Source organism: Deltaproteobacteria bacterium, assembly GCA_016180855.1.
Taxonomy (GTDB): domain Bacteria; phylum UBA10199; class UBA10199; order JACPAL01; family JACPAL01; genus JACPAL01.
Window position 1 is genome coordinate 135,419 of the sequence record JACPAL010000010.1, and the last position, 20,536, is coordinate 155,954.

Here is a 20,536-nt window from a genome sequence, read left to right on the forward strand (position 1 = left end):
GCCAATGGACCGCCTTTATCTGATTGATGCCTCCGGCTACATCTTTCGTGCCTATTATGCGATTCGGTCACTATCGACTTCGAAAGGACTTCCGACTAACGCGCTGTACGGTTTTACATCGATGCTCCTCAAGCTGATTCGAGAGGAGAAGCCGGATCATATCGCCTGCGTCTTTGATGTCGCCAGAAAGACTTGGCGGAATGAAAAATATGCAGCCTACAAGGCAAACCGCGCGGAACCACCCCCGGACCTGATTCCGCAGTTTCCCTATTTTAGAAAAATTGTGAAGGCGTTGAATCTCCCGGCCCTCGAGCTTCCCAATTATGAGGCGGATGATCTGATTGGTACGATCGCCAAAAAGATGGGTCGCAGGAAATTACAGACGGTCATTGTGACGGGTGACAAGGACATGATGCAACTGGTTGATGAGAAGATCTCCATTTTTGACAGCATGAAAGAGAAGCGGATCGGTATTCCGGAGGTGAAGGAACGGTTTGGGGTGCAACCGGAAAGGGTGCCCGATGTTTTGGGGCTCGCTGGTGATTCCTCGGACAATATCCCTGGTGTTCCGGGGGTGGGGGAGAAGACGGCGATCAAGCTCCTTCAAGAATACGGTTCGCTGGAAAATCTCCTTAAAAACAGCTCGAAGATCTCGGGCAAGTTGGGTGAAAAAATCAGGGAGAATGAGAAAGAGGCGCGACTGTTTAAAGAGCTCGCAACGATCGTGACGGATGCCCCTGTTGAATATGATTTTAAGGATTTTGAACTCAAGGCGCCGGATTCGGAGGCGTTGAAGGAACTGTTTACGGAGCTCGAATTTCAACGTTTTCTCTCTGAACTGGCGCCGCAGAAGACCCTCTCCCGAGATGATTATCATTTGATTATTCGGGAGGAGGACTTAAAGAAAATGGTTTTGGTTCTGGAAAAGAGTGGCGGTTTTGCCCTGGATACGGAGACCTCCGAACTTGATCCGATGAAGGCGTTTCTGGTCGGCCTCTCGTTTTCACCACATCAGGGAGAGGCCTACTACCTCCCCGTAGGGCATATTGAGGCAACTCACCAACTCCATTGGGAGATTGTAAAACCGTATCTCAAGCCGTTGCTTGAGAACCGATCGATCCCCAAATATGCGCAGAATGCCAAATATGATTACACGATTCTGAAGCGCCATGGCGTGGAGATTCAAGGCCTGCAGTTTGATACGATGGTCGCCTCTTATCTCCTTGTGCCGGATGGGAGTCATAATCTCGATGCCCTCTCCCAAGCTTATCTTGGGCACAAAACAATCCGTTTTGAAGAGGTCGTGGGGACGGGCAAGAAGCAGAAGAGCTTTTCGGAGGTTTCGCTCGGGGCCGCCTGTGATTACTCCTGTGAGGATGCCGATCTCTGTTACCGGCTCACTAAACTTTTTCAGCCGAAATTAAAGGAGGAGAAGGTTGAAGAGCTTTTTAGGACTGTTGAGATGCCTCTGGTTACGGTTCTGACCAAGATGGAGATGAGCGGGGTCAAAATTGATTCGGTCCATTTGAAGAAAATATCTTCGGACTATGAAAAAAAAATGGCCTCTTTGGAAAAGGAGATTCATCAACAGGCCCAGATGGAGTTTAATCTTAATTCAACCAAGCAACTGCAGGAAGTGCTCTTTCAAAAACTGAAACTGCCTGTCATTCGAAAGACGAAAACAGGTTACTCGACCGACATTGATGTTCTTACGGAACTTGCACAGCGGCATGAGGTTCCAAGGCTTCTACTGGATTACCGGGCGATGTCGAAGCTGAAGTCGACCTACCTTGATGCCTTGCCCGAGATGGTCAATCCTGAAACCGGACGGATCCATGCCTCATTTAATCAGACGGTGGCGGCGACGGGACGGCTTTCCTCTTCTGAACCGAACCTCCAAAATATCCCGATTCGGACGGAGGAAGGTCGGCGCATTCGGGAGGCGTTTATTGCGGAGGACGGTTACCGGATCCTTTCCGCTGATTACTCTCAAATTGAATTAAGGATTTTGGCGCATATCTCTCAAGATCCGATTCTGCTTGAGGCGTTCCGGAAGAATCAGGATATCCATCGGGCGACAGCGGCGCAGATTTATGGGGTAAGCGAAAAAGAGGTTTCGGAAGAAATGCGGTCGGTTGGGAAGACAGTCAACTTTGCGGTCCTCTACGGGCAGTCCGCTTACGGACTCTCCCAACAGCTGGAGATTTCACCGGAGGAGGCGAAGAGATATATCGATAACTACTTCGCCCGTTACGCACGGGTTACCTCCTATAAGGAAGAGGTCTTGTCGGAGGTAAGAAAGAGCAAAAGGGTCAGGACCCTCTTTGGGCGACTTCGCCCGATCCCGGATATTGACAGCTCTAATCAGAATGTTCGCTCATTTGCCGAACGGACCGCCTTTAACACTGTTTTTCAGGGGACGGCGGCTGACATTATCAAAAAGGCGATGATCCTGGTTCAGGAAGAGATCGAAATGAATTTTCCCAAGGCAAAGATGTTGATCCAGGTTCATGACGAGCTCGTCTTTGAAGTGCCGGAGAAGGAGATCAACTCTTTTTCAGCGATGGTGAGAGAGAAGATGGAAGGCGTGGTCTTGCTCCAAGTTCCACTCAAGGTAGATGTGGGGGCCGGAAAGAACTGGGCAGAGGCGCATTAGCCCTCAGGCCACTTGAATATGTGACAGTCATGCTATCGGGGAAATAGTGTCAGTCACATTTATGCGTGTCATCTGCTTCCAAGAATCTCCGTCAGAGATTTGCCGAACAACGGATTCGGTATCCGGCTCACCAGAAAGTCGTCATAGATTTTTTTTGCCAGTTTGTCATCCGACTTGAATTTTTTTTTGTATTCGGCGGTTGTCATTGTCTTGATATCCAGCGGCGTCGAAAACAAGAGGGACCACTCTATGAGATATTTCGGAAGAGTCTTGTCAATCTCTTGAACCTTTTTGGGGTTGGAGCAGAGCAGGAGAATATCCCAATCGCTTCCTTGCGTCGCCTCTCCCCTGGCGACACTGCCATAGATCAGGGCAGAATCAATGTTCGTCTCCCCAAACGTAGTCCGAAGAAGCTTCCCCAGTTCCTGAAAGAGATTTCCTTCCAGGTCAAATAACGGAAGAACTCCTTTTTCAACCAGGAGGTTCCTGCGATTTAAGGTGAAGACATGGCTTCTCCCTCGAACCTTCTTCTCCAGGATACCTTGTTCGACTAGTTCTTGAAGGGGGCGCAGGATGGCAGGCTGGGAAACTTGAGCAACCTTGGCGAGCCTACGACCGGTCTCTTCCCGGTAACCGGCGGCCAAGTGCCTCAAAATACGTACCTTGCTTAAGTTTCCCAGAACTTCATCAAAGGGGGTGGTGGGGCTCATATGATAATAATATTTATCATATGATAATATAACTTATCAACATTTTTAAAAATTAACTCGCAACCTACATTAGGGGGGGCGAAGAGCCAAGCAAGGAGAAGCCATCCATGTCACAGACAACTTGTTCCCTTAGAGAATCTGCCAACAAGGTACTCGTAGACCCTCAGTTGCCTGATTCCAGGAAGAAAGAACGTTTAGAAAATATGCACGCTGCTTTTCTGGATGAATATAAGAGAGAATTTCCTGACATCAAACTCTCCGTCAGTTCAGAAACTAATTCAAAAAACGGAGAAATCAGGATCCCTCCTTTTCAAAGAGGATTAATGGACGTTTCTTTTTATGAGCACCATAGAAATATCTGGACCACTTTGAACGAGGTCGGCAGTGCAACCGACCGAATTTTCACAAACCAGCATTTCCTTGCTTTTGAGATCCCACTAATGGCCTCACTTGTTACGCTACTGCTTGGCAGTTTTCCCAATACCGGCCGATTTCACCAATTAGTGCGGAGAGTTTTGGGATTGAATGAACGATTTGCGGTCTCCTCCTGGCCTGGTCTCATTAGACCTATCGCTATACTTCTAGGGCCTGCCGCCTTAGCTGGTGCAATAACATACCTGGCCTACAAAGATCGGGCAACCGTCTTTCCGCCTCTTCCTATGAAGCATTGCTCTTAGGAACCAAAATTCAGGTGCCTGGCAACTAAATTGATTTTCTGAGTCAGAAGTTTCTTTAGGCAAGGCGCCCATGAGCGAGCGACCTTAAGCGTACTGTGGAATGACAGTCATGTTTTCTGGGGGGATAGGGTTAATGACTGGAAATTGAATAGTGTATCGAGGCAATCAGGCTGTAGGCCATCATCAATCCGCCTCCGATGATAATTCCCCCTTGAATCTTTCCACGAGGGAAAAAGAGCCCACCAGCGACTGTTGAAATTCCTGAGAGAAACCAGAGGCCACCCTTTAGAAGATTGCCCGCCTTTTCCACTGCCTCCGATCTCTTCAGTGAGGCCTGTCTTTCAACCTGTTCAGAGGCGACCCTTAACTCCTGCAGCCGTCCTCCCGGTTTGTGGGTCTCTTGCAACAGCGCGTGACAGGAGGCTGTCATCCCTTGCTCCGGGCAACTGTAATGTTTTAATACCCTATAGATATAGGCCCTATCACCCACACTAAAGGTGTTGCGATCCTGCTGGTATGATCTTGCGACCTCATCAATCTCCTCAAGCGTGACCCCTTTAGACCTCACCTCGTGGAGTGCCTGAAGCATCGGTTCTGAAATCATGGGATGACCTCCTTCTTTTTACTTTTTAAGAGCGAGGTTATCTTCGGTTGGTACAAAGGGTGGTTGCGTAGAAAATGCCTTCAAACCTTAAACACGAGTGTCGTCTTCCCGATTCGGATCTCGTCGTTTGGTTGCAAGACATGCTCGGTGATCTTTTTGCCGCCGACGAATGTACCGTTGGAGGACTCGAGGTCGAGCAAGACGTATTTATTCCCCAAAATCTGAACCTGCGCATGCTGGCGCGAGACCTTCGCTTCCTTCAGGACGATATCATTAGCGGGGGAGCGACCGATCGTAATCTGGTGATCGACATTGATTGCCTGTCCTGAGTGTCCATTGTCGACAATAACCAGTTTTGGAACGCTAGGTGGGGTGGCGTCGATCGGAATCTTTGAGGTTGTCTCCATCGGTGATTGCTTGACGGTCTCGTCATGCGTGGAGCCGGTTACGGCTTCTACGATGGGAACGGGTTGGGGACGGGAGGGAGCGGTTGTGGCCTTGGAGGCTGGAGGAGGTGAGGCAGCAGGAGGTGGTGGAGGCGGGGGAGCCGGCTTTTGAGCTACGACTGGTCGAGAGGCCTTTTCGGTCCACTCTTCTCCCTTGAGCACGCCTTCAAATCTCGTCAGGCTCTTATTCAGGAGATCCAAGGCCCCTTCAAGCCGCTTGACCTCCTGACCTCCTTCATTTGCAACCTTTTGGTACTCTTCTTTTGTAAATTCTCCCAATTCATGACGAAGTTTCGCCTCTTCAATTTTCTCCTTATGAAGGTTCAGGTTTTCGGTAAGTTTGAGTTTCTTCTCCGCCAAAACGATAATTTCAGCATCGAGATCTTTTCGGAGCTCTTGAAACTTCTGACTGTACTGGTCGATTTTCTTCAGATAGTCGCTCTGGACGCGCCGGTAGACCGACTCACTCACCCCACTTTTTGTCGCCTCGAGCTTTCTAATCCTCTCTTCAAGGAGAGACCTCTCTTGCTTGATTTTTGTTGCCTCCGTGAGGAGGGACTCATTGATTCTATGAGTAGTTTCCTGGTCCGATAATTTATCCGGCATAACTATTATATCCTAACCCACTGATCTTACTATAATTTTAATGGCATTGGAAGAACTAAATAACCCTGACAATCCAGCACTGTAGATAGGCCGATTCCGGAAAACTAAAAAGTACGGGGTGGTCTGAGGCAGCCCCCCTTTTCTCCAACAGTTGTATTTCGCGGTAAGTGTCCTTTGAGGCCGAGAGAAGCATCTCATAAAACATATCTTGAGTGAAATTTTGAGAACAGGAACAGGTGACGAGGATGCCACCCGGTTTAAGAAGCTTCATCGCACGGAGATTAATCTCCTTATAGCCCCGAGTGGCACTCTGGATTGCCTTCCTGCTTGAAACGAAGGGGGGAGGGTCGAGGAGAATCATATCGAACGGCTCACCCTGATTTTGGCAGGAGCGAAGATAGTCGAAGACATTCGCCCCCAATGTGTGAACATTTTGAATCTGATTGAGGGCCAAGTTCTCTCCGAGTATTTTTAGAGAAGATTCTGAAGAGTCGACAGCAATAATCTCATCAGCTTGAGAGGCAGAGTGGATCGAAAAACCTCCCTGGTAACAAAAGAGATCCAGAACTCTTCCACGGGCATACCGATTTGCGGCCAGGTGATTTTCTTCTTGATCGAGGTACAATCCCGTTTTCTGACCTTCCAGCGGGTCGACCCTGAAGGAATACCCGTTTTGGTTAACGACAAGGTTGTCTGGAAGATTTCCCTTCAGGATGCCTTTTTGTAACAACAAGCCCTCTTTTTCGCGCACAGCAACATCGTTTCGCTCAATGATCGCTTTCGGGTGGAGCTGTTCCTCGATTAGCTCAATCCAGGTTTCCTTCAAACGATCCATCCCCAGGGTTAATGTTTGAAGGACAATGGCATCCCCATATCGATCAATAATTAAGCCCGGTAGAAAATCGGCTTCACCAAAAACCAGGCGTGTTGAAGGGGCAGCCGGGTTTCGGCGTGCAATTGCTTTGCAGAGTCTGGTTCGAAAAAAATCACGGTCAACCTCTTCTTTTCTGCGCGTCAGAAGTCGGACCGTGATTTGCGAGGCGGGGTTGAAGTAGCCTCTTCCCAGGAAACGTCCTTTTGGAGTGGTGATGTCAACGATGGCCCCCGTTGAGGTGTTCTGAACATGTGTGATGTCTGACTTGAAGACCCACGGATGGCCTTGCTCGATTCTATCCTGGCCATGACGGTTGATGGTGATTTGGGGACGCGACATTAGTTCATGCAGAGCCAGACACGGCAAGGGGCATTCTTCACAACATGATCAACGGTTCTTCCCAGAGTGGTTGTTGTCTTTCCCTTTTGAGATCGGATCCCCATGACAATCAGGTCATATTGACCTTCACGGGCGGCCTCTACAATCGCAGCACCAGCTTCCCGGGACTGAAGGACATGGGTCTCCACGTTGACGAGACCAAATTCGCTGGCGATCGCCTGGGCTCGTTCGAGAGCGTTGTCTGCACTGGCCAGTTTTTCCGGGAAAAAGGTGTCGAGAGGGAGTGTCGTCGGGATTTCGATGACGTACAAGGCCGTCAAATGGGCATCATGCTGAAGGGCAATTTTTGCTGCATGTTGCACTGTTTCTGTGGAGATTCCACCCAGGGTTGGAACAATAATCTTTTTAATCGGGACGTGCTGGTATTCCGGCATCACAATTTTTTCAAACTCCAGCCTCTCACTGGCCGGGAGATGTTTTTTACGGCGGTAAGAAAGGTAGGCGGTAATTCCCAGGGCCATCCAGAGAAAGCCCAAATCTCGGCCGGCTGGTTTTGTAAAAATCACATCAATCCAGACAGCAAGGGTTCCCAGGAATCCGATGACGGCGGTTACAGGGATCTCATATTTTGAGATCCGGATGTTTCCTCTGACCTTATAGGGGCGGTTCATTTCAGGTTCCCGGATTCTTAAGCTCAGCATGGAGAGATGGGCGAGAGAGAAAGCAAGCATGGCACCAAAATTATAAAGTTCTGCAATAAAGGTCAGCTTTTGTGCGACAAGAATGATGAGAGAGGAGAGGACAGCAAAAGTGATGAGAGAGACATAAGGGGTTTTGAATCGATGATGAAGCCGGTAAAAAATACGTGGGAGCTGGAAGGTTTCCCCCATGGCAAATGTGAGTCTTGAGGCACCCACAAGCCCCGCATTGGCTGCAACAAAAAGGATCGTGGCACCCAGAATCGCCACCCACGGTCCCAGGATCTGTCCTCCAATTGGCAGGGCCGCTGCGATTCCTGCAATAGGGTCCTCAAGATAGGTTGTAGAAAGTGTTTTGGGATGGATCGCTGAGAGGGCGACTAACGAAACACCAAAATACATCACAAACAACGTTATCATCGTAAGCATCATGGAGCGGGGGACATTTCTCCCAGGATTTTTTGTCTCCCCTGCCAATTGAGCGATTGATTCAATGCCGATGTAGGCGACCATCGCCATTCCAACACCCTTCATGAACTGGGGCAAGGTCGGAGACCAATCGACCTCTGCAACACCAATTCGCATATGCTCCCAGAGATAAGGGAGGTTCAGAATGGTAATAGCCCCAATAAAGATAACCGAAAGCTGGGTTAGAATATCAAAGAGACAAAGGCCCAGCGAGATCCTTGCTGATTCACGGATTCCGACAAGATTCAGGGAAAGGAGAATTCCGATCATAATCAAAGCGAACGGGATGTTGCCAATGGATGACTTTAAGATGGGGAAGAAGTGACTGAGGTAGGGGCCTATACTGTAAGCCGAAATCGCTATTGTGACGATGTAGTCGAGCAGGAGGGCCCATCCCGCGATAAAAGAGACAAGGTCATTGAAGGCCCTTCGTGCGTAACTGCAGGAGCCACCCGATTCCGGCATGGCGGCTGCCATTTCCGAATAGGTTAATACGGTGCAGAAGAAGACAATGCCTGCCAGTGCGAGGGCTAACGGCGCGGCCCCAAGGGCATAGAGGGTCGTGACACCTAAGGCATAGTAGATTGAAGAGCCGACATCTCCATAACCAATGGCAAAAAGGGATGGGATTCCGAGAAGCCGCTGGAGGGAACCTTTTTCGAGCGTGACAACCTTTTTGCGCTCTTCGCTCGTTAGATCAATGCCTGTTTCGGGTGACATTTTTTGTTTAAGGATTTCTTAGTACTTCGACTCGTAATTACCATGACGTATCTGAAAAGCCAAAAAAATCAATCAAATTACTCGCTCAGCACTAGTCCTGAGTGAATAAATTCGTCTTTCAAGTACTTTCCTTGACTTGACTCGTTGATGTGATACCTTCAACAAGGGACCCAAGTCAATGGCGGCCAAGAAAAATATTGTGATTGGGAGTCGGGGGAGTCAACTAGCGCTTTGGCAGGCAACGCATGTTAAAAACATAATTGAAAAACATGATGTTAGCTTAAAAATAACCATAAAAGTTATCAAAACAACCGGTGACAGGATACAAAACAAGCCCCTTTTTGAGTTTGGTGGCAAGTCATTGTTTTTAAAGGAATTAGAAGAGGCCTTGAGGACTAAAGAGATAGATCTCGCTGTCCACAGTATGAAGGATGTCCCCGCTGACCTCCACTCTGACTTTCAGATTGCCGCGATTCTGAAACGGGAGGATCCGAGGGATTCCTTTGTATCGAAAAAGTATGATTCGCTGCTCCATCTTCCTAAAAAGGCAAAGGTCGGTACGAGTTCTTTGCGCAGGCAGGCACAAATCAAGAATTTTCGGCCAGATTTTGAGGTGATTCCTCTTCGGGGGAATCTGGAGACAAGGCTCCGAAAACTCGGAACCCAGAACCTATCAGCCATCATCCTTGCGGCGGCCGGTCTGACACGTCTCGGAATGACCAAGAGAATAACCGAGTATCTTCCAACAACACTCATGCTCCCCGGAGTGGGGCAGGGGGCAATCGGGGTGGAGACAAGGGCGGGTGATCCTGAAATTATGAGGTTGGTTGACTTCTTAAATGACCCTGAAACGGTGACCTGTCTTACAGCCGAGAGGAGCTTTCTCAAGGCCTTGGGGGGAGATTGTCGTGCCCCGATTGCGGGATATGCCGAGATCAACGGGATGACGTTAAAGTTGACCGGAATGGTTGCCACGCCCGATGGACGCGATCTGATCCGTGATCGGGTCGAGGGGAATTTTCGTGAGGCGGTCTCGCTAGGAGAGGCATTGGCCAAATCCCTCTTTTCACAAGGCGGCAGGGAAATTCTCCGCTCCTCCGCCAATTATCTAAAAAAATGAAGTTTCAGACGGGACTGGTTTACTTGGTGGGGGCGGGACCTGGCGATCCAGGGCTCATCACCTTGAGAGGAGCCGAGGTGCTCCGCAAGGCGGACGTTGTCCTTTATGATTATCTTGCCAATGAGCGCCTTTTGACCCTCGCTCCGAAAAAGGCTCGCCTGATCTTCGTCGGCAAGGGAAAAAAGGAGGGGAGACTTAAACAGGAGTCGATCAACCGACTCATGATCCGCAAGGCGCTATCGGGGAAGGTGGTGGTTCGTCTGAAAGGGGGGGACCCGTTTGTCTTTGGTCGTGGAGGGGAGGAGGCTCTCGCCCTGGCTGACCATCAGATATCGTTTGAAATTGTTCCAGGAATCACTTCACCGATTGCAGCCCCTGCCTATGCCGGTATTCCGATGACCCATCGTGATTATGCCTCAACGGTTGTGTTTGTTACCGGGCATGAGTCTGATGAGAAAGAGATCCTGAATCTGGATTGGGACTCTCTTTGTAAAATAGAAACGATTGTTTTTTTGATGGGTGTCAAGACATTGCCCGTAATAACCCAAAAACTGGTGGAGGCCGGCCTCTCCCCCTCAATGCCGGTAGCGGTTGTTCAGTGGGGAACATTGCCCTACCAGAGGGTTGTTGTAGGGATTTTGAAGACGATTGCCGAAAAGGTCAAAAGGGAGAATATTGATCCTCCGGCGATTATCATTATAGGAAGCATTGTGGCCTTACGAAATAAACTCCGGTGGTTTGACAAGAGACCCCTTTTGGGGAAACGGATCCTCGTTACACGGGCCCGTGAGCAGGCGAACGAGCTGGCGGTGGGATTGGAGGCGTTAGGGGCGCTCGTTTATGAGATTCCTACCATCGAGATCAGACCTCCCTCAAGCTGGAGGGGGATTGATCGGGCGATCTCTCGGCTTTCCGATTACGATTGGCTGATTTTTACGAGTGCCAATGCAGTTCGATCCTTCTTCCAAAGGCTTAAAGAGAAGGGAAGAGATATTCGTGATCTTGTAGGGATCAAGATAGCGGCGATTGGTCCTGCGACGGCGCGTGAAATTGAGGGGAAGGGAGTACTCGTTGATTCGATTGCTGGAGAGTATCAAGCGGAAGGGGTCATCAAAATCTTTGGCAAGAAGAAAATTTGGGGCAAAAGGATCCTGATCCCGCGTGCCAGGCAGGGGCGTGAGATATTGATCCAAGAGCTCACGCGGTTGGGAGCTAAAGTTGATTGGGTGGAGGCGTATCGTACAGGTGTCCCTTCTCGAAGAAGCTGGGGCGATATTCCTCTTCATCAATTGATCGAAGAGCGGAAGATCGATCTGATGACGTTCGCGAGTTCATCGACCATTGATAACTTCATGAAAATGGCTGGAAAGAGGCTTCGCAAGGAAGTCTGCAAGATTCCGGTCGCTGTGATCGGTCCTGTGACGGCGACAACGGCACGGGAACATCAATTAAATGTGAAGATAGAGCCGAGGCGTTCGCATATACCGGCATTGATGGAGGCGATTGCTCGGCATTTTTCAGCTCGATTGACAATGCCAGGCAAGAATCGCTACATTTAGGACAAAACAGGAGACACCGATGATTAACATGACCGAAAGGGCCCGCGATAAGATCAAATTCTTCATGAAAGACAAGAGCCTCTATGAATGGGGAGTTCGGGTTCGGTCACAGGGGGGGCAGTTTGGATTTGCCCTGGAGCCGTTCAACAAATCGTCTCCTGGTGATCAGGTCATCGATACGGATGGGATCAAGATTATTGCCGATGGTCGGACGGCCATGCTCCTTGAGGGGGCGACGGTTGATTTCCTCGATACTGGTGCGGCCGCCGGTTTTACCGTTGAAATAAAGCAAGGTCCCTCTTCAATGCCGGGGACAGGTGGCCCTGATCTCTCCAACCCGCAGGCCAAGAAGGTCTACGAGATCCTTAATAACGAGATCAATCCTGCCTTGGCCTCCCACGGGGGTCGTGCCCAGCTGCTCGATGTGAAAGAGAACGTTGTTTATTTAAAATTCGGTGGCGGTTGTCAGGGGTGCGGGATGGTCGATACGACCGTCAAGCAGGGGATTGAGGCCCGCATCAAACAGGTCATGCCGGAGATTATTGCGGTTCGTGACGAGACTGATCATGCAGGTGGAAAGAATCCGTACTATCGGGCGACGCACTAACCCGTCAGAGTCTGCTATTTGATGGTTTTAATCTGTACTGTATACCCTAGGTACACGAAAACTTAAAAAATACCCTTCGAAACAAGCAACTTTGGGATCCACCTCCTACGATAATCTAGGCAATGAAAGACACAGGCCAAAATTCTAACGGACGTATTGAAGTTTATTCTTATACTAACTACCGGAAATTATTAAAGGATTACTACGAGTCAGAAAAGAAGAATAACCCAGGCCGTTTTTCGTATCGGAGTTTTGCCAAAAGGGTTGGCCTGGCTACGTCTAACTTCTTGTACCAAGTGATTACTAGCAGAAAGAATCTTAGCTATTCCAGTACACAACGCGTCGCGCGGGCATTGGGTCTTAATCGTCGTGAGACACATTTTTTTGAGGCATTAGTACATTTTGATCAGGTTCGTGACCCCCAAGAGAAAATAGGGGCGTTTGAGAAGATGGTTTCGTTTCGCGAATATCGTTCATCGAAAAAGCTCGACCCGGACCAGTATGATTATTTCTCTAAATGGTACTATCCGGTCATTCGTGAACTGGTTCTGCTCCCTGACTTTCAGGAAAACCCGATCTGGATTTCAAAAAAACTTTCCTCACTTTTGACCGTTGATGAGGCTCGGGAGGCGCTCGAAAAACTTCAACGGATGAAGATGCTGGTTCGGGAATCGAATGGGCGGCTTTGTCAGGCAGATCCCAACTTGAAGACGGATGAGGATGTCACTTCGGCGGCCCTCCTGAAGTTTCACCAGTCGATGATGGAGCATGGAATGAAAAGTCTTCAGCAACCTGCAGAGAATCGTGAAATTTCCGCGCTGACGATGTCCCTTTCAAAAAAGCAGTTTTTTCAGGTGAAGGAGATGGCGCGCCAGTTTCACCGGGATGTTCAAAAGCTGATTGCCGAGAATGGGACAGAAACGGTCGAGGGCATCTATCAGCTTAACTTTCAACTGTTTAATTTTGCCACGAGCAGAAGGAGAGAGCCATGAAGAGATTTAGCTTATTGTTGGTCGTATCGGTCCTGTCGATGACACTCATAACAGGCTGTACTGATACTGATTCGAGCGAGTCCTCTGGTAATTCAGGTGGCTCATCGAGTTCCGGCAGTGGCTCATCAAGTTCCGGTGGTGCCTCCTCTGATGGAGCAGAGGGGGAGAATAGTCCAGGGGGAAGTACCTCGGCCGGCAATCCTGGAGGTGGTGATGTCGAGGGGAGTACTTCAGCGGGGAATCCTCTCTCTTTTAATTTGGCTGGAGCGATCGGGTTAGTTGTTGTTGATTCGTCCAATAGCAGTTCCCTGCGACTGACGGATAACCAAGGCACCTCTTCCAATCTGAAACGAGTCAACCAGGATAATTCCTTGAGTGATGCGGTGAGCTCGGGTTCTGTGAACGTCAAGAACTTCATGGTGGCAGCCAACAATCAAGTTTATCTCCTTCTGTCGACCCCTGTTGATTCCTGTATTCTGATTCGGGTCGATGGTGAAACCAACGAGGCAACTTGCGTTGATTCTTCTATTTCGAATTTTATTTGGAATACGGGGCTTTTCTACAAACATGACCCGATTCAGTTTGATGGTGAAGGGGCCGTTTATTACATGTTCGGGTCAGCGGACGGGAGACTTGTTCTCAGGAAAAATCTGGCTGGAACGATTACGGATCTGATCAATGACAATATTTCAGTCGAAGACTTTCTCGTCTTATCGGATGGAACCGTTTTTATTACCGGCAAAACGACATCGACCGCGGCTCTGTGGATCAGAAAAATTTCTCCAGCCAATTCCTTGGAAAATATTTTTACCTCGGCAACCGCTAATTTCATGAGTCTCTTCCCTGATGGGAACGTCTATATGGGGATTTGGGCGGCTCCGATTTATGGTGTTGCCAGGTATCTAACCGCCGATAGCCTCCTGGACAATACGAATTGGATGACGCTCGACATCAATGGATTACAAGAACCGAGATACTACGACTGCAACGAAGTTTCGTCCCGGTATGGTTTTGGGGGGTGGTGTGGCAGTTATGTGAAGGCGATTCATCGAACGATCAATGATCGTGTTTACGCTATTGCCGGAGGCACAGCGGCCCAGGGAGTCCTCGTGCAATATTATCCGGAGGTTGTAGAACCGGTCACGTCGGTGACTCAGGTGACGGCTTCCCAGAGTGTCCTGACAAGTCTTCTCTTGGCAGGGGTGGATAGTGAATCAACCAACCGACTGGTTCTTTTTGAGACGACTACGGAAATGGAGACGGATCTTCTGGGTGATGAGGATATTGAGGTCTACAATTTAAACTACCTCAATTCGAATAATCATCAAATCGTCATGTTCGACGGACTCCGCTTTTCGGATAACCGTTACGTGCTCTGTCAGGTCGATCTCACAAATAATAATGCACTGACCTGCTCTGTGACAGGTACTAGCCGGTTGACCGGTTTTCAACTTTTTAACGAGGAATAAACTTAAGAAGCCTTTATGTTCATATGAAGGGGATGGAGAGCTTGCCACAAATGCTCAACTATCTGTTCCGTATGACTTGGAACACCCCCGCATTCACTTGACGTTTATGTTAAATTTGTTTACTATAGTTAACAAATTTATATAAATATTATGTATTTACAAGTACTTAATAATATAATGAAGTCAAAAAATCTCTCCAGGGCGGATGTGGCGCGTCTGGCGGGTCTCTCCCCGGCGGCGGTGACGAAGTGGTTTAGGGAGGTCAATCCAGAGGGGCGGGTCAATGTCGAGAGCCGAACTCTTTTTCGACTTGCCTCCAGTCTGGGGATTCCTGCTGAAAACCTCTTGAAGCCGACCGCAAATCTCGCTCCTTATCAAACTGAATTTTTATGGGACCGTCTCTATCCCTCTATGGAGGATTTTATTTTTGCACTTATCCAGGATCGTCCTTCAGCTATTGCTCGTTTGGTTCAACAAGTTGGATTTTATGAGGCCTCGAAAATTATTGGGAAGAAGGCGATTTCTCTCTTTGATCGATATAGGCGGTTTATTCATCCTGTTCGTAGAAAACAGTTGGAGGTGTTGTGGCCTCTTTATCTCTAGAAGAGATTATTCCTCGTCGAACTATTTCTAAGAAGACAACGCCTCAACCACTTCAGATCGCCTTAAAGACGATTTTTTCAGAGTCAGGAGAAGGACTTTGGCTTGTGGGAGGAACCGCCCTCGCCGGTTATTATGCCGAACATAGAAGATCGGACGATTTGGATTTATTTGCCATGGATACCGATGCACACCGATCGGCTGTCTTGGCCGTGAAAAATTTGAAAAGGCGAGGGGTTGTTTTCAAAAAGGAGACATCGACCCCCAATTTTTACAAGGCTCATTTGGAATTGGAGGCCTATTTCTTTACGGTGGATATTGTTCTTGATGAGAATCTTCATCGAGTAGGCAGGGCGATCAGAACGGAGGATGGTGTTTTTGTTGTCGATCTACCGACCCTTTTTTCGATGAAGGTTGCCTGTCTTTTGACCCGCTGCTCCGAGAAAGATTTATATGATTTGGTCTGGTGCTTTGATCGACAGGGTGAGATTGATGTGGGGGAAATAGTCAAAATGGGTCTTCGTGTCGATGGAGGGATGAACGTCGAAGGCATGCTAGTCAGTCTGCAGGGAGCGACGCTACGGGAAGAGGCGTGTCATTTCCTTCTGGACAACTCAAAAGCCAATGTCCGTACGGCTTATCAGCAGATTGTTGGTCTTCAAAAAAAACTGATTCAATTACTTCTTGATTATGAAAAGCGTAAACCGCTCTCTCCCGAGACAAAAGCGCTATTGCAGGCAGTTCGTGATCAAAAGAGACTAAAAAAATGAAAGATTCCGTTTGTCAACCTCGGCCTGGAGGGCTTGTTCTCCGGTACTCATGACCCAGTTATGATTCCAGCGAAAGAGGGATTTTAAAAAAGGGGAAAGCCACCTCACCAACGGTTTTTCAGCCCGAACATTCCAGTGAAATTCAATCTCCGCATGCGGACCGTGTTGAGAAAGGGTCCATCGACCTGTGCCGACCAGTTCGCCAGAGGCGTGTATTTCCAACTCCCAAGGGGCATTTTCCCGAACCAGTTCGGTTATAAACTGCAATGTATAGGGAAGTTTCGCTCGAACTTTTGAGCTCACTTTTTTATCTGAAAGTTGTTTTGACTCCTGATACGCGGGTCGCCACCATCGGGCGTAATGGGCCCCATCCCTCAGGATGGAAAAAACCTCATGGCAATTACCTCGAATTCGCCAATGGGTCACAAACCGATAGTCGTGATTCATTAAGTTAACCCGATTGTCTCCTCAAGCCCGCACATCAAATTCATATTTTGCACCGCCTGACCCGACGCCCCTTTGATAAGGTTATCGATGGCGGTGACCACAATGATCTGGCCCGTTGGGGAATGATGAAGGGCGCCGATGTGGCAGGCATTCGTTCCGGTCACCTCTTTGGTTTTTGGAAAATAACCTTCCGGGAGAACCTTCACAAACGGCTCGTTTTGATAATAGGATTGGAAGGCCTTCAGGATCTTTTGGGTATCCGTTTTGCTCGTTGGTTTGAGATAAATGGTGGAAAGAATTCCCCGATGCATCGGGATGAGATGCGGGGTAAAAACAACTGAAACAGGTTTTTTGGCGGCGAGAGAGAGTTCCTGCTCGATTTCTGGTGTGTGGCGATGTTTTCCAATGTTATAGGCATGGACCGACTCATTCGCCTCAAATTTTAGTTTTTCCTCAACCGTTTTTCTGCCCGCGCCACTCATCCCCGATTTAGAGTCGATCACAATGCCATCCGGGCTGACGATCCCTTCCTTCAGGAGGGGAAGAATGCCCAAAAGGGCTCCCGTTGGATAGCAACCGGGATTGCCAACAAGGGAGGCGTTGCGAATCTCCTCCCGATGGAACTCCGGGAGTCCGTACACAGATTTCTTAAGCAAGTCGGGAGTGGAATGTTTTTGGTACCATTTTTCATAAATGGAAACATCGTTAAATCGAAAGTCGGCGGAGAGGTCGACAACCTTGAGACCGTTTTTAATCCAGAGTGGGATGTGGCTCATCGCCTCTTTGTGGGGGAGGCAACTAAAAACGAAAAGACCATTGCGGCTGATCGGGTCATCCTGAAGCGGTTCGAAGGCAAGGTCGATTTTTAGGTCGGGGAAAATAGCAGAGATCTTTTTCCCCGCAAGACTCTGCGAGGTCGCCTTGATAATCTCAACATCCGGATGATGGGAGAGGATCCGCAGGAGCTCCTCCCCGGTATATCCGGTCGCTCCGACGATTCCGACACGGATTTTTTTCACTTTTATCTCTTGGAATACTGTGGTCTGCGACGGGCACCCCGATGGCCATACTTCTTCCGCTCAACCTCACGGGCATCCCGCGTGAGAAGCCCGGCTCGACGGAGCGGTTTACGATAGTCTGCGTTGACGAACAGCAGGGCGCGAGAGATCGCATGCCGGAGTGCCTCGGCCTGACCGGAGGGTCCGCCACCGTTCAGGTTTGCCTGTACGTCGAATTTTCCGGCCGTCCCCGTCACTTCAAAGGGCTGGTTGACAATCATGCGCAGTGTTTCTCGCCCGAAATAGTTCGGGAGCTCGCGATCATTCACGGCGATCTTCCCCTCACCAGGTTTTAGGAATATTCTTGCAATAGAGGTTTTTCTTTTTCCGACAGCGCTGAAATGTTTCGGGGCCCTTGCCGTGACCATAGCTTAAATCTCCAGAGGTTTTGGTTGTTGTGCCAGGTGAGGATGTTCCGAACCGGCGTAGACATGCAATTTTTTAAGTAGATGTTTTCTGGTTTTATTATGGGGAAGCATCCCCGAAACGGCTTTCTCAATCATCTTGGCAGGATTCTTTCTGCGAAGCTCCCCTGCCGTGATCCCCTTGATACCCCCAATATAGCCCGTATGGTGGTAATAAACCTTGTCCTTTTCCTTGTTCCCGGTCAGTTTGACAGAGGCGGCATTGATCGCGATTACAAAGTCACCTGTGTCCTGATGCGGTGTATAGGTCACCTTGTGTTTGCCACGGAGGAGGTTGGCGATCCTCGTTGCGGCACGGCCGAGCTCTTTGTTGGCCAGATCGATCAGAACCCAATTTCTTGTAACCTCTTCCTTTTTAGTCAAGGTGGTCTTTTGCATAGGGGGTCGGAACCTAGATAAAATTAATTGATTTTTCAAGGGGTTTTTTTATATCGCCTTTCTCATGTTTCCTCTGACGACCGGTCTCCTCTTAATCGTTGCGCTGGGCCTTTTCGGCACGACCCTCTATCGGTGGGGTACGATTTTTCGCAAAGCGAAACCGGATTCTCGATGGAACGATTTCAGGAGACGTTTCTGGAATCTCCTGACGATTGCCTTTGCCCAAACCAAGATGATCCGTGGGGATTTCAGGGCAGGGCTCATGCATGCCATTATCTTTTGGGGATTTTTAGTCATAGCGCTTCGGACAATCCTGCTTTTTGGAATCGGGTTTGAGGCCGACTTCGGGCGATCGTTTCTGGAATCAGTGGCCGGGCGGTTTTATATTCTCTCTCTCCCTGTTGTTGAAGGGCTTGTGTTGCTGGCGGTCGGTTATGCGGCCTATCGGAGATGGTTTGTTAAACCGGGGCGTCTGACTCTTTCTGCGGAGGGGCTCATTATCCTCGTCGCGATTGCGTTACTCATGGTCAGTGATTTTGCCATTGATGGGACAACGGGTGCCCTGCAGACGGCGGCCTATTTTTTTCATATTATCCTGGTCCTCGCCTTCTTGAACTATCTCCCGTATGGCAAGCATTTTCATATCCTGACCTTCCTCCCGAATGTCTTTTTCATGAGGACAACGCCTCTGGGTCAGCTTAGAAATCTTAATCTCGAGGATCCGAATGCGACCTCTTTTGGGATGGGCAAGCTTGAGGATCTCACCTGGAAAGATATGTTGGATGTCGCGACCTGTACGGAGTGTGGACGGTGTTCCTCAGTTTGTCCTGCGACCAACACGGGAAAGATTCTCAGTCCCAAGCAGCTTAATATTGATGAGAGGAGGGAATTAAGGAAGGGACCTGAGGGGCCGGAAGGAGAAAAATTTCTCTCGCCCCATCTTATTGATCCTGAGGTTTTCTGGTCCTGCACCACCTGCCGGGCCTGTGAAGAGGCCTGTCCGGTCGGGATTGAGTTTGTTGATCGAATTGTTGGGACGCGTCGGCACATGGTTCTCACTCAGGGAGTCATGCCGACCGAGGTTCAGAATACGTTCAGAAATATGGAGACTCATTCGAACCCCTGGGGCTTGGCGGCCGATGATCGTGCGGAATGGTGCAAGGGTCTTGGTGTCAAAATATTTGCCGAGAAGCCGGATGCCGAGTATCTCTATTTTGTCGGCTGTGCCGGCTCTTTTGATGATCGGAACAAACGGATTGCCACCGCCTTTGTTAAAATTTTGCAGAAGGCACATGTTGACTTCGCAATTTTAGGAAAGGAGGAGTGTTGTACCGGGGATCCGGCCCGCCGGATCGGCAATGAGTACCTCTTTCAGACGCTGGCCAAACAAAACATTGAGATGATGAACCGATACAAGGTGAAGAAGATCCTGACGGCCTGTCCCCACTGTTTCAACACCCTTGGAAATGAATACCCGCAGTTCGGTGGAAATTATGAAGTGATCCATCACACCGATTTTGTCTATCAGTTGATTCGTGAGGGGAGGGTCCGGCCGGTCTCACCGCTTCCTCAACGAGTCACCTACCACGACTCCTGCTATCTGGGGCGTTACAATGGGGTTTACGACGCCCCTCGTGAGATTTTGAAATCAATTCCCGGCGCTGAAGTTGTCGAGGCGCCTCTCTCCCGCTCCAATGGCCGATGTTGTGGTGCCGGAGGTGGTCGGATGTGGATGGAAGAGAGGGTCGGCAAGCGTGTCAATCACCAGCGCTTAGAGGATCTTCAAGAGGCGAGTCCCCATGTTATTGCGAGCGCCTGTCCTTTCTGTATCACGATGCTTCGGGATGCGACGAGAGACAAGCATCTTGAAGAGCAGGTTCAGACCAGGGATGTGATTGAATTAGTTGCAGAGGCGATGGGCTAGTGCAGATCTTCTTGCGTTTAAGCGACTCCCTTTTCAATGTTCTTCAGTGTGGTTCTTGCCTGCCTGATTCTTTCGGCAATGCTTCGGCAGACAGTGTCGCAAATGGCGGTAATGTTGAAATCTGCGATCTTGTAATAGATGGATGTCCCTTCCTTCCTGGAAGCCAAGATGTGCGCGGTGGTCAGGATTCCCAAATGTTTTGAGACATTCGACTGACTCGCCCCGGTCTCCTGGATGATCTCGGAGACGGTCTTTTCGCCGTCGTGGAGAAACCGCAAGATTTTCAGTCGTGTCGGTTCCCCCAGGCTCCTTAAAAAAGTGGCGACTTGATCGAGGGTCTCATTCGAAAGCGTTCTCACGGGCTACCTCCCTTGAACTATCAATAACCC

Annotated in this window: 20 protein-coding genes; 10 read left to right on the forward strand and 10 right to left on the reverse strand. The window is 49.3% G+C overall.

Annotated elements, in window-relative coordinates:
- The first annotated feature begins 4 nt into the window (after positions 1-4).
- Complete coding sequence (polA, locus tag HYT77_06030) at positions 5-2,656, forward strand: DNA polymerase I (GenBank protein MBI2067548.1); 2,652 nt, start codon at positions 5-7, stop codon at positions 2,654-2,656.
- Between the two features lie 68 nt (positions 2,657-2,724).
- Here the strand turns inward: polA and HYT77_06035 are convergent, their stop codons facing one another.
- Positions 2,725-3,366, reverse strand: a complete 642-nt coding sequence (locus HYT77_06035; GenBank protein ID MBI2067549.1) for a nucleotidyltransferase domain-containing protein — start codon at positions 3,364-3,366, stop codon at positions 2,725-2,727.
- Between the two features lie 107 nt (positions 3,367-3,473).
- On the opposite strand from HYT77_06035, the gene HYT77_06040 reads away from it, so the two are divergent.
- Positions 3,474-4,043, forward strand: coding sequence for a hypothetical protein (locus HYT77_06040; GenBank protein ID MBI2067550.1), 570 nt, complete (start codon positions 3,474-3,476; stop codon positions 4,041-4,043).
- 130 nt (positions 4,044-4,173) lie between these two features.
- Here the strand turns inward: HYT77_06040 and HYT77_06045 are convergent, their stop codons facing one another.
- The 4 genes from HYT77_06045 to HYT77_06060 all read right to left on the reverse strand — a co-directional run bounded on the left by HYT77_06045 (position 4,174) and on the right by HYT77_06060 (position 8,798).
- Positions 4,174-4,647, reverse strand: coding sequence for a hypothetical protein (locus HYT77_06045; protein MBI2067551.1), 474 nt, complete (start codon positions 4,645-4,647; stop codon positions 4,174-4,176).
- An 80-nt stretch (positions 4,648-4,727) separates the two neighbouring features.
- Positions 4,728-5,699: an FHA domain-containing protein gene (locus tag HYT77_06050; protein MBI2067552.1), complete on the reverse strand. Its 972-nt coding sequence runs from the start codon at positions 5,697-5,699 to the stop codon at positions 4,728-4,730.
- A 55-nt stretch (positions 5,700-5,754) separates the two neighbouring features.
- Positions 5,755-6,912 carry a class I SAM-dependent rRNA methyltransferase gene (locus HYT77_06055; protein MBI2067553.1) on the reverse strand — a complete coding sequence of 386 codons (1,158 nt, stop codon included), beginning with the start codon at positions 6,910-6,912 and terminating at the stop codon, positions 5,755-5,757.
- Entirely contained in the window at positions 6,912-8,798 is a 1,887-nt protein-coding gene (locus HYT77_06060) for a universal stress protein (GenBank protein MBI2067554.1), read from the reverse strand. Before HYT77_06060 ends, HYT77_06055 begins: the two co-directional genes overlap by 1 nt.
- Before the next feature lie 178 nt (positions 8,799-8,976).
- Between HYT77_06060 and hemC the strand changes: the two genes are divergently transcribed.
- The 7 genes from hemC to HYT77_06095 all read left to right on the forward strand — a co-directional run bounded on the left by hemC (position 8,977) and on the right by HYT77_06095 (position 15,915).
- Complete coding sequence (gene hemC, locus HYT77_06065) at positions 8,977-9,918, forward strand: hydroxymethylbilane synthase (GenBank protein ID MBI2067555.1); 942 nt, start codon at positions 8,977-8,979, stop codon at positions 9,916-9,918.
- Complete coding sequence (gene cobA / locus HYT77_06070) at positions 9,915-11,477, forward strand: uroporphyrinogen-III C-methyltransferase (protein ID MBI2067556.1); 1,563 nt, start codon at positions 9,915-9,917, stop codon at positions 11,475-11,477. The genes hemC and cobA overlap by 4 nt, the downstream gene beginning before the upstream one ends.
- Positions 11,478-11,496: 19 nt before the next feature.
- Positions 11,497-12,084: a NifU family protein gene (locus HYT77_06075; GenBank protein MBI2067557.1), complete on the forward strand. Its 588-nt coding sequence runs from the start codon at positions 11,497-11,499 to the stop codon at positions 12,082-12,084.
- A gap of 122 nt (positions 12,085-12,206) precedes the next feature.
- Positions 12,207-13,076, forward strand: a complete 870-nt coding sequence (locus HYT77_06080; GenBank protein MBI2067558.1) for a TIGR02147 family protein — start codon at positions 12,207-12,209, stop codon at positions 13,074-13,076.
- Complete coding sequence (locus HYT77_06085; protein MBI2067559.1) at positions 13,073-14,545, forward strand: hypothetical protein; 1,473 nt, start codon at positions 13,073-13,075, stop codon at positions 14,543-14,545. The genes HYT77_06080 and HYT77_06085 overlap by 4 nt, the downstream gene beginning before the upstream one ends.
- Before the next feature lie 177 nt (positions 14,546-14,722).
- Positions 14,723-15,148, forward strand: a complete 426-nt coding sequence (locus tag HYT77_06090) for a helix-turn-helix transcriptional regulator (GenBank protein ID MBI2067560.1) — start codon at positions 14,723-14,725, stop codon at positions 15,146-15,148.
- Positions 15,130-15,915: a nucleotidyl transferase AbiEii/AbiGii toxin family protein gene (locus HYT77_06095; GenBank protein ID MBI2067561.1), complete on the forward strand. Its 786-nt coding sequence runs from the start codon at positions 15,130-15,132 to the stop codon at positions 15,913-15,915. The genes HYT77_06090 and HYT77_06095 overlap by 19 nt, the downstream gene beginning before the upstream one ends.
- Here the strand turns inward: HYT77_06095 and HYT77_06100 are convergent.
- Genes HYT77_06100 through rplM form a run of 4 tightly spaced genes read right to left on the reverse strand, consistent with a single transcriptional unit; the run spans position 15,904 to position 18,223 of the window.
- A complete protein-coding gene (locus HYT77_06100) occupies positions 15,904-16,362 on the reverse strand; it encodes a hypothetical protein (protein MBI2067562.1) in 459 nt (152 codons plus the stop codon). The genes HYT77_06095 and HYT77_06100 overlap by 12 nt on opposite strands.
- Positions 16,362-17,372: an N-acetyl-gamma-glutamyl-phosphate reductase gene (locus HYT77_06105; GenBank protein MBI2067563.1), complete on the reverse strand. Its 1,011-nt coding sequence runs from the start codon at positions 17,370-17,372 to the stop codon at positions 16,362-16,364. Before HYT77_06105 ends, HYT77_06100 begins: the two co-directional genes overlap by 1 nt.
- Before the next feature lie 11 nt (positions 17,373-17,383).
- Positions 17,384-17,788 (reverse strand): 30S ribosomal protein S9, encoded by a 405-nt coding sequence (gene rpsI / locus HYT77_06110; GenBank protein ID MBI2067564.1) that lies wholly within the window; start codon positions 17,786-17,788, stop codon positions 17,384-17,386.
- 3 nt (positions 17,789-17,791) lie between these two features.
- Positions 17,792-18,223, reverse strand: coding sequence for a 50S ribosomal protein L13 (gene rplM / locus HYT77_06115; GenBank protein MBI2067565.1), 432 nt, complete (start codon positions 18,221-18,223; stop codon positions 17,792-17,794).
- Positions 18,224-18,287: 64 nt separating this feature from the next.
- Here rplM and HYT77_06120 point away from each other — a divergent pair, with 64 nt between their 5' ends.
- Positions 18,288-20,147 (forward strand): (Fe-S)-binding protein, encoded by a 1,860-nt coding sequence (locus tag HYT77_06120; protein MBI2067566.1) that lies wholly within the window; start codon positions 18,288-18,290, stop codon positions 20,145-20,147.
- A gap of 17 nt (positions 20,148-20,164) precedes the next feature.
- Here HYT77_06120 and HYT77_06125 read toward each other — a convergent pair whose 3' ends face one another.
- Positions 20,165-20,506 carry a winged helix-turn-helix transcriptional regulator gene (locus tag HYT77_06125; protein ID MBI2067567.1) on the reverse strand — a complete coding sequence of 114 codons (342 nt, stop codon included), beginning with the start codon at positions 20,504-20,506 and terminating at the stop codon, positions 20,165-20,167.
- Positions 20,507-20,536: the final 30 nt, after the last annotated feature.